Origin of the sequence: Streptomyces poriticola (assembly GCF_036689765.1) — a bacterium.
Lineage (GTDB): Bacteria > Actinomycetota > Actinomycetes > Streptomycetales > Streptomycetaceae > Streptomyces > Streptomyces poriticola.
Window position 1 is genome coordinate 69,740 of the sequence record NZ_JBAGKH010000019.1, and the last position, 12,477, is coordinate 82,216.

Sequence of the window (12,477 nt, forward strand, 5' to 3'; positions counted from 1 at the left end):
CTGGCACCTCCGGGCTCGTCGTCGGGCTCCGCACCCTTCACGCTAGCCTCGGCCACCGACAACGGCGCGTGCTGCGGACCGAGGAAGGCCGGTGGGTGTCATGAGCAAGTCCAGCAAGGAAGGGCGTCGGTACGACGTCGTGCTTTTCGGGGCGACGGGGTTCGTGGGCGAGCTGACCGCCCGATACCTGGCCGCGCACGCGCCCGAGGGGCTGCGCTGGGCGATCGCCGGACGCAGCGAGGACCGACTCCGGCGGCTGCGCGAGCGGCTGCCCGAGGCCAAGGACATCGGCGTCGTCCGCGCCGACTCGGCCGATCCGGACTCGCTGCGCGAACTCGCCGGACACGCGCGCGTGGTGGCCTCCACGGTCGGCCCGTACGTGCAGTACGGGGAGGGGCTGGTCGCCGCGTGCACCGACGCCGGCACCGACTACCTCGATCTCACCGGTGAGCCGGAGTTCGTGGACCTGATGTACGTCCGGTACGACGCACGCGCGCGGGAGACCGGAGCCCGGCTGGTGCACGCCTGCGGCTTCGACTCGGTGCCGCACGACCTGGGCGCGTACTTCACGGTCCGGCAGCTGCCGGAAGGCGTGCCACTGAGCGTGGACGGGTTCGTGTCCGCCGACGGCATGTTCTCCGGCGGTACGTTCGCCTCCGCGCTGGGCCAGTTCGCGCGCGGGCGGCAGCTGGCCGCCGCTGCGCGGGAGCGGCGGCGGCACGAGCCGCGGCTGGTGGGGAGGCGGGCCGCGACGCCGACGGGCGCGCCGCGGTTCGCCGGGGAGATCGGCGCCTGGGCGCTGCCGCTGCCGACCATCGACCCGCAGATCGTGCGGCGCTCGGCGAAGGCGCTGGAGCGCTACGGCCCGGATTTCCGCTACCGGCACTACGCGGCGGTGCGGCACCTGCCCGTCGCCGTGGGCGGGGCGCTCGGCGTGGGCGCCCTCATGGCGGCGGCCCAGGTGCCGCAGGCCCGGCACTGGCTGTCGGACCGGCTCAAGCCGGGTGAGGGGCCGAGCCCGGAGCGGCGGGCGCGGAGCTGGTTCTCGGTCCGGTTCGTCGGCGAGGGCGGCGGCAGGCGGGTGTTCACCGAGGTGGCAGGCGGTGACCCGGGCTACGACGAGACGGCGAAGATGTTCGCCGAGGCCGCGCTGTCCCTGGCCCTGGACGATCTGCCGCCGACGTCCGGGCAGGTCACGACCGCGGTGGCGATGGGCGACGCGCTGATCGACCGGCTGTGCGCGGCAGGACTGCGGTTCCGCGTCGCCGCCGCCCGCTGACGGGGCGCGCCCGGGTCAGCGTGCCCATACGACGACCGTGTAGATCATCCCGGCGATCCAGCCCACCCCCGCCAGCGCGGCGAGCGCCAGTCCGGCCGTCGCGGCCCGCCCGACGGGCCGGCGGGGGCGGGCGGCGGGCTCGGGAGCACGGTGCGTGGTCATGCACCCCAGCCTGCCGACCGGGTGCCGGAGCCACATCCGTACCGGTACTCACACGGCTACTCAGCCGCCCAGAGCTCCCCCCGCTCCGGGCACCCACTCACCCCGTTTGAGACTCAGCCGGTCCTGCAGCACCCTGCTGCCCTCTCATCAAGCTCACCCCGCGGGGTGGAGTCTGCGAGCAGTCGGCGTGAAGTCTCAACGGGGAGTTCAATGAAACCCTGGAAGGTATGAAATTCCTTCTCGAAGTCACCATGGACGACGCCGCACTGACCCGTGACCCGGCCGGCGAGCTGGGCCGGATCCTGCGCTACTGGGGCGGCAGTCTCCGGCACTGTTCGCTGGAACCCGGAGCCGGATCGCCCGTCTACGACTCGGAGTACCGCGAGGTGGGCCGCTGGACCGTCCAGGGCCCGGCCGACTGAGCCGCCGGGAGGCGGACCCGCCGGGCTTCAGGGGGCGGCCTCGCGCAGCGCCCTGCGGCACAGTGCGTCCGCCCTGCGGGTCGTCTCCGGGAGCCGGTAGGCGGGGGTCAGAGCCAGCGTGTGCGCACAGGCGTTGCCGAGGTCGACCCGGTGTCCGACGGAGACGAAGACCGGTTTGACGGCGTCCCGGGTGCGCAGGGCGCGACCGACCTCCTCGTTGCCCGCGAGCAGGGCGGACGTACTGCCGCGCGGCGCGGCCGGGGCGTCGTGGGTGAAGGTGAACGGGTTCTTGGCCACTCCGATGGTGGGCAGCCCGGTGAGCACGCCGAGGTGGCTGGCGAGGCCGAAGCGGCGCGGGTGCGCCCGCCCGTAGCCGTCGCAGACCACCAGGCCCGGCGGTCGGGGCAGGGCGTCCAGGGCGGCCAGCACGGTCGGGATCTCCCGGAAGGCGAGCAGCCCGGGCACGTACGGGAACGAGACCCGGCCGACGGCCGTGGCCTCGGCGACGACCTCGAGGGTGGCCGCGTCCAGGACGACCGCAGCCGCCGCGACGACGTCCCGGGCGTCGTCGTAGGCCACGTCGACGCCGGCGACCAGGCCGGTTCCCGGCGGCGGGCCCGGTTCGTCGAGCACCACGCGCGCGCGTAGCCGGTCCTGGACGGCACGGGCCTGTTCCTCGGTCGCGGGCCAGCCCCCGGGAATGCGTACGGTCGCCATGGTGACCTTGAGCCTACGGGGACCGCGCGCTTCCCGGCCGCGGGGCCCGTGGACTCACTTGCCCAGGGCGCGCCGCAGTTCGCTCTTGTTCATGTGGGAGCGGCCGGAGACGTCGCGGCGGCGGGCCTCCTCGTACAGCTGGTCGTAGGTGGGCCCCTGGGAGCCCCGGCCGGAGCGCTGTCCGCCCCGGCGGCCGGACGACATGTCCTCCGTCGAGATCCGGCTCGCCTGCCCGGCCTCGCCGGACCGGGCCCGTTCCTTGTTCACGGTGCGGGCCGCGATCTCCTCGGCGCGCCCGGGACCGGCGCCGCGCTCCCGCGCGCTCTCCTTGATGTGCTCGTACTGCCGCTCCCGCTTGGAGCTCGATCCGCGGGGCATGTCGCCTCACTTCCTTTCCCACTCAGCAGACGACTACCCACGTCCCGGACGAAAACGACTCCGATCCGGCGCCCTGGGAGAGCCACGTCACTCCTGCCGCACCACGGGCATGAACGCGGTGACAGAGGTCACTCGTCCCTCCTGTGCACGGATCCGGGCGTTCCGTCGTCTTCCCGGGTGCCCGGCCTCAACCGCCCGCCCGTCCACCCGTCCGCACACCGCCCGTCCAGCCGCTACGAGGGAGCAAGGCGTTGTCCACCGTCATCGAGCAGCCCGTCGAGGCACGGCTCGTCGCCGCCGCGCCGCGCATGCCTAGCATTCCCGCGACGCTCCACTACGACCGGCGCGACCCGTTCGCCGTCCGCATGACCTTCCCGGCCCCGGCCACGCTGGAGGGCGTGGACGTGTGCTGGACCTTCTCCCGCGAGCTGCTCGCCGCGGGCATGCGGGAGCCGGAGGGGCACGGCGACGTCCGGGTGCGGCCGTACGGCTGGGACCGCACCGTCCTGGAGTTCCACGCCCCCGAGGGCACCGCCGTGATCCACGTCCGATCGGGCGAACTGCGCCGGTTCCTGCAGGCGACCGGCGAGCTGGTCCCCGTCGGCCTGGAGCATCTGCAGCTCGATCTGGACCACGAGCTCGCGGAGCTGATGCGGGGCACCTGCTAGGGCGTCACGGGCGTCGGGGGGCGCCTGCCGCTCCCGGCGGGGCCGGGGCGGGGCAGGGCAGCGGGTAAATCCGATTGACGGCGCCCGGCGCCCCACTTAGCGTGTACAGCGGTCCTGTTGCCGTCGATTGGAGAAGGACGTTGCTCGTCTGAGGTCCTGAGACACCGCGTCACACCTGAGGTGTGTACGCCGCGTGTGACCTCGGCGTTCGAGCCGTCCTCGACGCGCAGGGCTTTCTTCGTGCCCGGCGCTCTTCGCAAGGGCCTCTCCACTCCCCCGCGGTTCTGCCGCGACGGTCGCCGTCCCCGGTGTCTCGACACGCGTTTGCCCATGACCGCTTCAAGCAACCGCGGAGGCCCCGTACATGCATACTTCCATCAGCTGTACCTCCCTCTCCTTCGCCTGGGCCGACGGCACCCCCGTCCTCGACGGGCTGGACATCTCCTTCGGCCCCGGCCGGACCGGGCTCGTCGGCGTCAACGGATCCGGAAAGTCGACCTTGTTGAGACTGATCGGCGGCGAGCTCACGCCCGCCGACGGCTCCGTCCGTGTCGTCGGCGAGATCGGCTACCTCCCGCAGAACGTCACGCTCGACACCGGACTGCGCGTCGACGAGGCGCTCGGCATCGCCGGGCGGCGGGCCGCGCTGCACGCCATCGAGGCGGGCGACGCGGCGGAGGAGCACTTCGAGACCGTCGGTGACGACTGGGACGTCGAGGAGCGCGCCCTGGCCATGCTCGGCGAGCTCGGGCTCGGCCACATCGGGCTGGACCGCACCGTGGGCGAGGTCTCCGGAGGCGAGTCCGTGCTGCTCCGGCTGGCGGCGCTGCTGCTGCGCCGGCCGGACGTCCTGCTGCTGGACGAGCCGACCAACAACCTCGACCTGTACGCACGCCGGCGCCTGTGCGCGGCCGTCGCGTCCTGGCCCGGGGTGATGGTGGTGGTCAGCCACGACCGGCAACTGCTCGACCTCGTCGACCAGATCGCCGACCTGCACTCCGGGGAGATCACCTGGTACGGCGGCAACTTCTCCGCGTACGAGGAGGCGCTCGCCGCCGAGCAGGAGGCGGCCGAGCGCATGGTGCGCGTCGCCGGGGCCGACCTGAAGAGGCAGAAACGCGAACTCGTCGAGGCCCGCACCAAGTTGGCCAAGCGGGTGCGCTACGGCAACAAGATGTACGAGAACAAGCGCGAGCCCAGGGCGGTGATGAAGATGCGCAGACGTACCGCCCAGGTGTCCGCGGGCAAGCACCGCATCATGCACGAGGAGAAGCTCGCCGAGGCCAGGGAGCGGCTCGACGACGCGGCGGAGGCCGTCCGGGACGAGGCGGAGATCCGCGTCGACCTGCCGTACACGGCCGTTCCCGCGGGCCGGACCGTGCTCACCCTGCGCGATCCGGAGCTCGCCCACGGAGGTCTCGTGGAAGGAGGGTTCGATCTCTACGGTTCCGAGCGGATCGCGCTGATCGGGCGCAACGGGGCGGGAAAGACCACGCTGCTGCGCACGATCGCCGGCGAGCTGGACCCGGTGGCGGGCGAGGCGACGGCCCATGTGCCGCTGCGGTTCCTGCCGCAGCGCCTGGACGTCCTCGACGGCGGGCTGACCGTCGCCGAGAACGTGGCCCGGTTCGCACCCGGCGCCACCGGCAACCGGATCCGGGCACAGCTCGCCCGCTTCCTGTTCCGCGGCGCCCGCGCCGACCAGCAGGCGGCGACGCTGTCCGGCGGCGAACGCTTCCGGGCGGCGCTGGCCGCGCTGATGCTGGCCGAGCCCGCGCCGCAGCTGCTGATGCTGGACGAGCCGACGAACAACCTGGACATGGCGAGCGTACGGCAGCTCACCACGGCCCTGGAGTCGTACGAGGGGGCGCTGCTCGTGGCCGGCCACGACCTGCCGTTCCTGGAGTCGATCGGGATCACGCGCTGGCTGCTGCTGGAGGACGGAGAACTGAAGGAGACCGTGCCGGAAGCTGTCGGGTTTCCCGCCTGAGCGCTCCGCCGGCAGTGCCGCGACATGCCGTTGGTAGTGCCGCGCTGCGCCGTCGCTCGTCTGCGGCGCCGTCGTGGCCGGTCGCGCAGTTCCCCGCGCCCCTTCCGGGCGCTGCCGAACCGCAGCGGACCTCGCCGACCAGTCACCATCACCGGAGCCCGGGAGAGCAACCTCGGGGACATCACGCTCCGCGTCCCGCACGCCGACTCGGTGATCGGCCTCGGGCCGGACGGGCCGGGACGGCGGCCGGGTGATCTTCGAGGGGATCCCCCGGCGGCTGCCGGCGCACCGCGGCTCGTGCGCGGCGGAGCACCTCAGGAGGCCGGCCGGCCGCTGACGGGGGTTTCGCCGCCCCGGGGGTGCACTGCATGATGGCGGACCGGCGCCGCACCATCGGGCGCCGGGCCGCCACCCCCGATACGGAGACCCGCACGTGCCCAGCAAGAAGGCCCTGGTCCGCCGCCCCAGCCCGCGCCTCGCCGAAGGCCTGGTGACGCACATCGAGCGGGAGAAGGTCGACCACGACCTCGCGGTCGAGCAGTGGGAGGCCTATGTGACGGCACTGGGCGCGCGCGGCTGGGAGACGCTGGAGGTGGAACCGGCCGACGAGTGCCCGGACTCGGTGTTCGTGGAGGACACCGTCGTCATGTACCGGAACGTCGCCCTGATCACCCGGCCCGGCGCCGAGTCGCGGCGGGCCGAGACCGCCGGGGTGGAGGAGGCGGTGGCGCGCCTGGGCTGCTCGGTGAACTGGATCTGGGAGCCGGGCACGCTGGACGGCGGCGACGTGCTGAAGATCGGCGAAACGCTCTACGTCGGACGCGGCGGGCGCACCGACGCGGCCGGCCTCCAGCAGCTGCGGGCCGCGTTCGAGCCGCTGGGCGCGCGGGTCGTGGCGGTGCCGGTGAGCAAGGTGCTGCACCTGAAGTCGGCGGTGTCGGCGCTGCCCGACGGGACGGTCGTCGGGCACATCCCCAAGACGGACGTGCCCTCCCTGTTCCCGCGCTTCCTGCCGGTCCCGGAGGAGTCCGGGGCGCATGTGGTGCTGCTCGGCGGGGACACGCTGCTCATGGCGGCGAGCGCGCCGCGCACGGCGGAGCTGTACGCCGATCTCGGCTACGAGCCGGTGGTGGTGGACATCAGCGAGTTCGAGAAGCTCGAGGGCTGTGTGACATGTCTCTCGGTGCGGATGCGGGACCTGTACTCCTGACGGGTGAACGGCTGCCCGCACGGCCCCGGGACCTGCGGCTTCCGGGGCCTTTGTCCACCCCGGAGACACCGCTGATCAGCGACCTTTACGTCGCATTTAACCTACGGGCTCGTAACCTACGGCCTCGTAGCCTACGATCCCGTAAGTTCCGGCGCCGTTCGCCGGGCTCCCTCCGCTCTGCCGCACGTCCCCCTGGAGTTCTCGTGACGATCGCCTCCCCGCACCTCGGCAGCCCCGCCGTTTGGACCGACGCCCGGCTGCTGTACGCACTGGAGGAAGTGGTCGAGAAGGAGCTCAACCGGCATATGAAGGTCGCCAAGGACTGGATGCCGCACGAGTACGTGCCGTGGAGCGACGGCCGCAACTTCCCCGGTCTCTTCGAGGACGGCGAGGCCTGGGACAAGGAGCAGTCCAAGGTCACCGAGGTCGGCCGGATCGCGCTGGTCGTCAACCTGCTGACCGAGGACAATCTGCCCAGCTACCACCACGAGATCGCCTCCCTCTTCGGCCGCGACGGCGCCTGGGGCACCTGGGTGCACCGCTGGACCGCCGAGGAGGGCCGGCACGGCATCGTGATGCGGGACTACCTGCTCGCCTCGCGCGCGGTCGACCCGGACAAGCTCGAGCAGTTCCGTATGGCCCACATGAGCGAGGGCTTCGAGTCGGACAACCGGCACTCGATGCTCCACTCGGTCGCCTACGTCTCGTTCCAGGAGCTGGCCACCCGTATCTCGCACCGCAACACCGGCCACCAGTCCGGCGACCCGGTCTGTGACCGCATGCTGTCCCGCATCGCGACCGACGAGAACCTGCACATGGTCTTCTACCGCAACCTGCTCAAGGCGGCCTTCGAGATCGCGCCCGACCTGACGATGCAGGCGGTGCGCGACGTGGTCGTCAACTTCCGGATGCCGGGCCACGGCATCCCCGGCTTCGAGCGGGCCGCCGCGCAGATGGCCATCGGCGAGGTCTACAACCTGCGCATCCACCACGACGACGTGCTCCAGCCGGTGCTGCGCTTCCTGAAGATCATGGAGATCGACGGCCTCGGCCCCGAGGGGCTCAAGGCCCAGGAGGAGCTGGGCCTGTTCATGGGCGGGCTGGACGCGGAGGCCGCCAAGTTCGACGAGCGGCTGGCCGCCCGCAAGGCCCGGATGGCGGCCCGGGCGGCGGGCTGACGGGAGCGGCCGGGACGGCGAGGCGCGTCCGGCGGTCAGGACGACGTGAGGGCCGCCGACGCGGCCTCCCGGACGAACCCGTCCGGGTCGGTGAAGGCGCCGGCGGAGCTGCCGAGAACGATCCGGTGGGATCCGCCGCCCTCGGCCGGGACGCCGAGGTCCTTGGCCAGGCCGCGGCGCTGGTACAGGGCCGGCTTGACCGGGTCGTCCGCCTCGGCGGCGAACTGGACGTACTTGCCGCCGAAGCTCCTGGCCACGGTCAGCCCCTGACGGACGTAGAACTGCTTGCTCGCCTTGACGTCCTCGACGCCCGGCAGGAGCACGATTTCCACACCGCCGCCTTCGGCCTGGACTCGCAGGTGCGCCTGCGGGCCTCTCGGCCACCTCGAGGGTGACGGCTGCGGTCGATGTCATGCCGTCGACGCTGGCCGCGGCGCACCGGCCGTGACTTCTCGATTCCTGACCGGTCCGCCACCGACCGCTGCGGGCCGCCGGGGCTCAGTTGCAGGTCCGCCGCAACTCCAGGCGCTCCTTCTCCGACAGTCCGCCCCAGACGCCGAAGCGCTCGTCGTGGTCGAGCGCGTACGCCAGGCAGGCCGCCCGGATCGGGCACAGGCCGCAGATCCGCTTCGCCTCGCGTACGGAGCTGCCGGGCTCGGGGAAGAAGAAGTCCGCTCCGGTCTGTGCGCACAGCGCCTCCTCCTGCCAGGCCAGGTGGGGCGCCGGATTCATGTCGATGTGCATGCCGTGATCGTGCCGGTCGGCGAAAAACGTTCGATCAACGCGCACTCAACGAATGTCCGGCGGCCTCCGGCCCTTCGATGGTGGCCCGCGCGCCGCCGCTGCGCACGGCGGCGCGCGGAAGTCGCCGGACGATCCGTCCCGCACCTGGCCACTCCCACCAGGCGTCGCCCGGCCAGTCCACGGGTGGGGTCGGGGCGGGTCGTTCGCCCGCCGGTCCCTTCAGTGACCGGGAGCCGGGTCGAGTCGAGTCGTCCGAGCGGCAGTCGCCGGCCCTCGGTGTCACAACGCGTGGACCACCCGCCTGGCCTGCAGCCGGTGAGTCGGTCACCCCGCCCGGACTTGGGGTCGCGGAGGCGAGCACCGCGCTCGCCGGTGTCAAGGCCCCCCGCGCCGACCGGACTTCGGCTGCGCTTTACAGTGAGCAGCATGCGCATTTCCAAGATCGCCCCAGTCGTCGTGGCCGCGGTTCTGCTCACCGCGGGGTGCGGGTCCGACGGGGACGGCCGGAGCTCGGCCGCAGGCGGCTCGAAGCGGGAACGGGAGCCGGAGAGCAAGCCGCTCGCCGTGGAACTCACGCAGGCACAGTCCGACGTCGTCCAGGACAACGACGACCTCGAGACCCCGCAGCCCGAGCCGGACGGCAGTTCGGAGTTCACGGACAAGGTCGAGCACAGGCTGCGCGAGGCCCTGCTGAGATCCGCCAAGGTGAACGGCGAGACCACCGCCGACTGCCCGGACGGCGTCACCCTCAAGGCATCGGCGACCAGCACGTGCACGGCCACCTACGAGGGCGTCGAGATTCCCTTCTCGGTGAAGATCGCCGACGACTACCAGGCGGGCGACTTCCTGATCCGGTACGACACCGAGGCGGAGCAGGACCTGCTCGTCGCCAAGCGCGTGTACCAGGAGTTCTGGCAGCGCCACGAGGACAGCGGCGGCTACGAGCAGACGCTGACCTGTGACGAGATCCCGGCCGTCAAGGCCGTCGAGAAGGGCGCCGACACCGGCTACCAGTGCCAGGTGTGGCACGATGCAGGCAACCGCACCACGAACTTCTCGGTGATCACGGACACCTACGGCTACAAGTTCACCCCCGCCCGCAGCTGACCGCCCCCCTCGCACAATCCGGCTTACGCGCGGCGGCACCCGGGACGACCGGCCGGTCCATCACCTCGCGCGACGGGCCGGGGCATTGTCCGGAGTGCCGGGTGACGGGTGCACGCCCGCCACGGGTGTCCCGTCCGGGCTCCGCCTGCGAGGCGCCGGACGGACGGCCGCGCCGGAGGTCGGGACGGGCGCAGCCGGAGACGCTCCCGAACCGCCCGCTGAGTGCCCGCTCCGCCCGGACGTCCGGCCCGCCCGAGTGCGGCAGCCGCGCGCCTTCGACGGTCCCGGCCGGGGTTACGGTCTGCCGCGCCCTGCCCGAGGGGGCTGGTGCCGGGCGGCCTGACCGTGTGTTGGGCTCGGACCGGCCCCGACGGTCACGCCGGGCGCTCACGCCGAGGCGCGCCGGACCAGTGTCGTCGGCAGGACGACCCCGGCCGGCCCGGCACCCGCGGCGGCGCCGGAAGCCGCACCTGCGGGCAGATCGCCGGAGACCTCGCCGGCCGCCCCGCGGTCGAGGCCGCCGAGCAGCAGACGGGCCATCAGGCGGCCCATCTCCTCGATGTCCTGGCGGACGGTGGTCAGCGGCGGGTCGGTCTGCTCGGCGACCTGCAGCATGTCGTCGAAGCCGACCACGGCCACGTCGTCCGGCACCCGCCGTCCGCGCTCGCGCAGCACCCGCAGCGCGCCCGCGGCGGTGAGGTCGTTGGCGGCGAACACGGCGTCCAGGCGGGGGCACTGGTCGAGGAGTTCACGCATCGCCCGCTCCCCGCCGGCCGGTGTGAAGTCGCCCCGTGCGACCAGCGCCGGGTCGGGGTCCGGTCCGGCGTCGCGGTAGCCGGCGAGCCGGTCGGCCGCGGAGGTCTGGTCGAGCGGGCCGGTGATGTGCGCGATGCGGGTGCGGCCGAGCTCGGTGAGATGGCGTACAGCCGCGCGGGCGCCGCCGCGGTTGTCGCTGTCGACGTACACCGCGCCGGCCCCGGCGGTGTCGTCCCAGCCGGGCCGTCCGCCGAACACGGTCGGCACTCCGGCCTGCCGGATCAGGCCGGGCAGCGGGTCATGGAGGTGCAGGGAGAACACCAGGGCGCCGTCGACATGTCCGCCGGCGAGGTAGCGGGCGACCCGGGCGTGGTCCTCCCTGCCCTCGGTGAGCAGCAGCACCAGCTGGTTGTCATGGGCCGTCAGCTCCTTGCTGATGCCGCGGAGCTGGAGTGCGAAGTAGGGGTCGGCGAAGACGCGGGTCTCCGGTTCGGCGACGACGACGGCGACGGCGTCGTGTCGCCGGGTCACCAGGCTGCGGGCGGCCTGGTTGGGGACGTACCCGAGTTCCTCCACCGCCCGGCGGACCTTCTCGACCAGCGACTCACGGACGCCCGCTGCGCCGTTGACCACCCGGGACACGGTGGCCCGCGAGACCCCGGCCCGCGCGGCCACGGCCTCCAGTGTGGGTCGCGGCGCGGTCTCGGTCACGGGCGCTCCTCCTCGGCGGCTGCGGCTCAGGATAGCGACCGCCGCCGGGAAGGTGAGAGCGCTCCCGCCGGTCACGGCCGGCGTCGGTGCTCGTGCGGGTCGTAGCCGGGGATGGTCCCGTCCGGCTTCCTCACCAGGAACAGGCCCACCATCCCCATGTCGGAGTGGCTCTGCACGTGGCAGTGGTACATCCAGGCCCCGGCGCCGACCCCCTCGCCCGCGATCAGCTGGAGGCCGAAGGAGTCCGCCGGGCCGACGATCTTGTTGTCGACGACCCTGCTGGGGTCTTCGGGGCCGGTCAGCATGCCGGTGCGGTTGTCGGCCCAGCGGTGACCGTGCATGTGGAAGGTGTGGTAGTACTCGCCGTGCGTGATCATCACGAACTCGACGCGGTCGCCGACGGTGGCCTCGAAGTCGGGGCCGGTGTGCGGTTCACGGTTGTTGATGAGCATGTCGTTGAAGACGATCGTGTGCGTGGCGTCGGGCAGGACATCGCCCTTGCGGCGCACGATGACCGGGCCGTACAGGCCCTTGCGGATGCCGCCGGTGCCGTGTTCGGTGCCCACGACATGGTCGTGGTAGTGCCAGTAGCCGGCGCTGCCGGCCCGCCAGGTGCCGTCCTCTCGGCGGCCGGGCCGGTGGGTGCGCCAGGTGTAGGTGCGGGTGCCGCCGGGCTCCACGTCACTCTTGTTGAGCCTGGTCCCGTCGCTGGTGATCTCGTAGTCCAGGCCGTGGACATGGAGGCTCACCGGCACGTCCATGGTGTTCTCGAAGGCGATGTGCACGGTGTCGCCCTCGTTGAGCTCGATCAGCGGACCCGGGATCGTCGCCGTCCCCTTCTCGAAGCCGTAGCCCATCTGCCCGTCGGGCAGTTGCTCGGCGTACAGCTTGAGGTGTCTCACCTCGCCCCCGGCGGGCGCTGTCCGCGCCCCGGCGGCGGCACTTGCGGATCCGGGCGGGACCGACAACGATGTCGCCGTGGCCGCACCGGCCAGCAGCACCCGCCGGTTGAAGCCCCGTCTGTCCATGCCGAACTCCCCACGTGTGACGGAAATCTGCGGAGCAGCAGGAGGCGTAGCCGTGCTGAACCGGTGCGACCGTACCGGCCATGGCGGCGTTCATCCACGGTCAGGACAAAGTTCGTGGCATCCCGGT

General features: G+C 72.5%; 13 protein-coding genes and 1 pseudogene. 7 read left to right on the forward strand and 7 right to left on the reverse strand.

The window, feature by feature from the left end; genetic code table 11:
- The first annotated feature begins 100 nt into the window (after nucleotides 1-100).
- Nucleotides 101-1,279 carry a saccharopine dehydrogenase family protein gene (locus V5O46_RS21870; protein ID WP_332886349.1) on the forward strand — a complete coding sequence of 393 codons (1,179 nt, stop codon included), beginning with the start codon at nucleotides 101-103 and terminating at the stop codon, nucleotides 1,277-1,279.
- A 15-nt stretch (nucleotides 1,280-1,294) separates the two neighbouring features.
- On the opposite strand, the gene mmpA is transcribed toward V5O46_RS21870, so the two are convergent.
- Entirely contained in the window at nucleotides 1,295-1,441 is a 147-nt protein-coding gene (gene mmpA, locus V5O46_RS21875) for a morphogenic membrane protein MmpA (RefSeq protein WP_332886350.1), read from the reverse strand.
- A gap of 227 nt (nucleotides 1,442-1,668) precedes the next feature.
- On the opposite strand from mmpA, the gene V5O46_RS21880 reads away from it, so the two are divergent.
- Nucleotides 1,669-1,863, forward strand: a complete 195-nt coding sequence (locus V5O46_RS21880; protein WP_332886351.1) for a hypothetical protein — start codon at nucleotides 1,669-1,671, stop codon at nucleotides 1,861-1,863.
- Nucleotides 1,864-1,890: 27 nt separating this feature from the next.
- Here V5O46_RS21880 and V5O46_RS21885 read toward each other — a convergent pair whose 3' ends face one another.
- Entirely contained in the window at nucleotides 1,891-2,580 is a 690-nt protein-coding gene (locus tag V5O46_RS21885; protein WP_332886352.1) for an endonuclease V, read from the reverse strand.
- A 54-nt stretch (nucleotides 2,581-2,634) separates the two neighbouring features.
- Nucleotides 2,635-2,958, reverse strand: a complete 324-nt coding sequence (locus tag V5O46_RS21890; protein ID WP_332886353.1) for a plasmid stabilization protein — start codon at nucleotides 2,956-2,958, stop codon at nucleotides 2,635-2,637.
- A gap of 251 nt (nucleotides 2,959-3,209) precedes the next feature.
- On the opposite strand from V5O46_RS21890, the gene ssgD reads away from it, so the two are divergent.
- From ssgD to V5O46_RS21910, 4 genes are all read left to right on the forward strand, one after another.
- The gene (gene ssgD, locus V5O46_RS21895) at nucleotides 3,210-3,626 is read left to right on the forward strand and encodes a spore wall synthesis regulator SsgD (protein WP_332886354.1); all 417 of its coding nucleotides are present in this window, start codon (nucleotides 3,210-3,212) and stop codon (nucleotides 3,624-3,626) included.
- A 364-nt stretch (nucleotides 3,627-3,990) separates the two neighbouring features.
- Nucleotides 3,991-5,616 carry an ABC-F family ATP-binding cassette domain-containing protein gene (locus V5O46_RS21900; protein ID WP_332886355.1) on the forward strand — a complete coding sequence of 542 codons (1,626 nt, stop codon included), beginning with the start codon at nucleotides 3,991-3,993 and terminating at the stop codon, nucleotides 5,614-5,616.
- A gap of 433 nt (nucleotides 5,617-6,049) precedes the next feature.
- On the forward strand, nucleotides 6,050-6,826 hold the full coding sequence (ddaH, locus tag V5O46_RS21905) for a dimethylargininase (protein ID WP_332886356.1): 777 nt from the start codon (nucleotides 6,050-6,052) through the stop codon (nucleotides 6,824-6,826).
- A 203-nt stretch (nucleotides 6,827-7,029) separates the two neighbouring features.
- The gene (locus V5O46_RS21910) at nucleotides 7,030-8,004 is read left to right on the forward strand and encodes an acyl-ACP desaturase (RefSeq protein WP_332886357.1); all 975 of its coding nucleotides are present in this window, start codon (nucleotides 7,030-7,032) and stop codon (nucleotides 8,002-8,004) included.
- A 35-nt stretch (nucleotides 8,005-8,039) separates the two neighbouring features.
- Here V5O46_RS21910 and V5O46_RS21915 read toward each other — a convergent pair.
- Both V5O46_RS21915 and V5O46_RS21920 read right to left on the reverse strand, forming a co-directional pair.
- Nucleotides 8,040-8,333 (reverse strand): annotated as a pseudogene (locus V5O46_RS21915) (glyoxalase); the annotation flags it as partial.
- A gap of 169 nt (nucleotides 8,334-8,502) precedes the next feature.
- Nucleotides 8,503-8,748, reverse strand: a complete 246-nt coding sequence (locus tag V5O46_RS21920; RefSeq protein WP_332886358.1) for a WhiB family transcriptional regulator — start codon at nucleotides 8,746-8,748, stop codon at nucleotides 8,503-8,505.
- Nucleotides 8,749-9,174: 426 nt separating this feature from the next.
- On the opposite strand from V5O46_RS21920, the gene V5O46_RS21925 reads away from it, so the two are divergent.
- On the forward strand, nucleotides 9,175-9,855 hold the full coding sequence (locus V5O46_RS21925) for a hypothetical protein (RefSeq protein WP_332886359.1): 681 nt from the start codon (nucleotides 9,175-9,177) through the stop codon (nucleotides 9,853-9,855).
- A gap of 387 nt (nucleotides 9,856-10,242) precedes the next feature.
- On the opposite strand, the gene V5O46_RS21930 is transcribed toward V5O46_RS21925, so the two are convergent.
- Complete coding sequence (locus tag V5O46_RS21930) at nucleotides 10,243-11,322, reverse strand: LacI family DNA-binding transcriptional regulator (protein WP_332886360.1); 1,080 nt, start codon at nucleotides 11,320-11,322, stop codon at nucleotides 10,243-10,245.
- A gap of 71 nt (nucleotides 11,323-11,393) precedes the next feature.
- A complete protein-coding gene (locus V5O46_RS21935; RefSeq protein ID WP_332886361.1) occupies nucleotides 11,394-12,350 on the reverse strand; it encodes a multicopper oxidase domain-containing protein in 957 nt (318 codons plus the stop codon).
- Nucleotides 12,351-12,477: the final 127 nt, after the last annotated feature.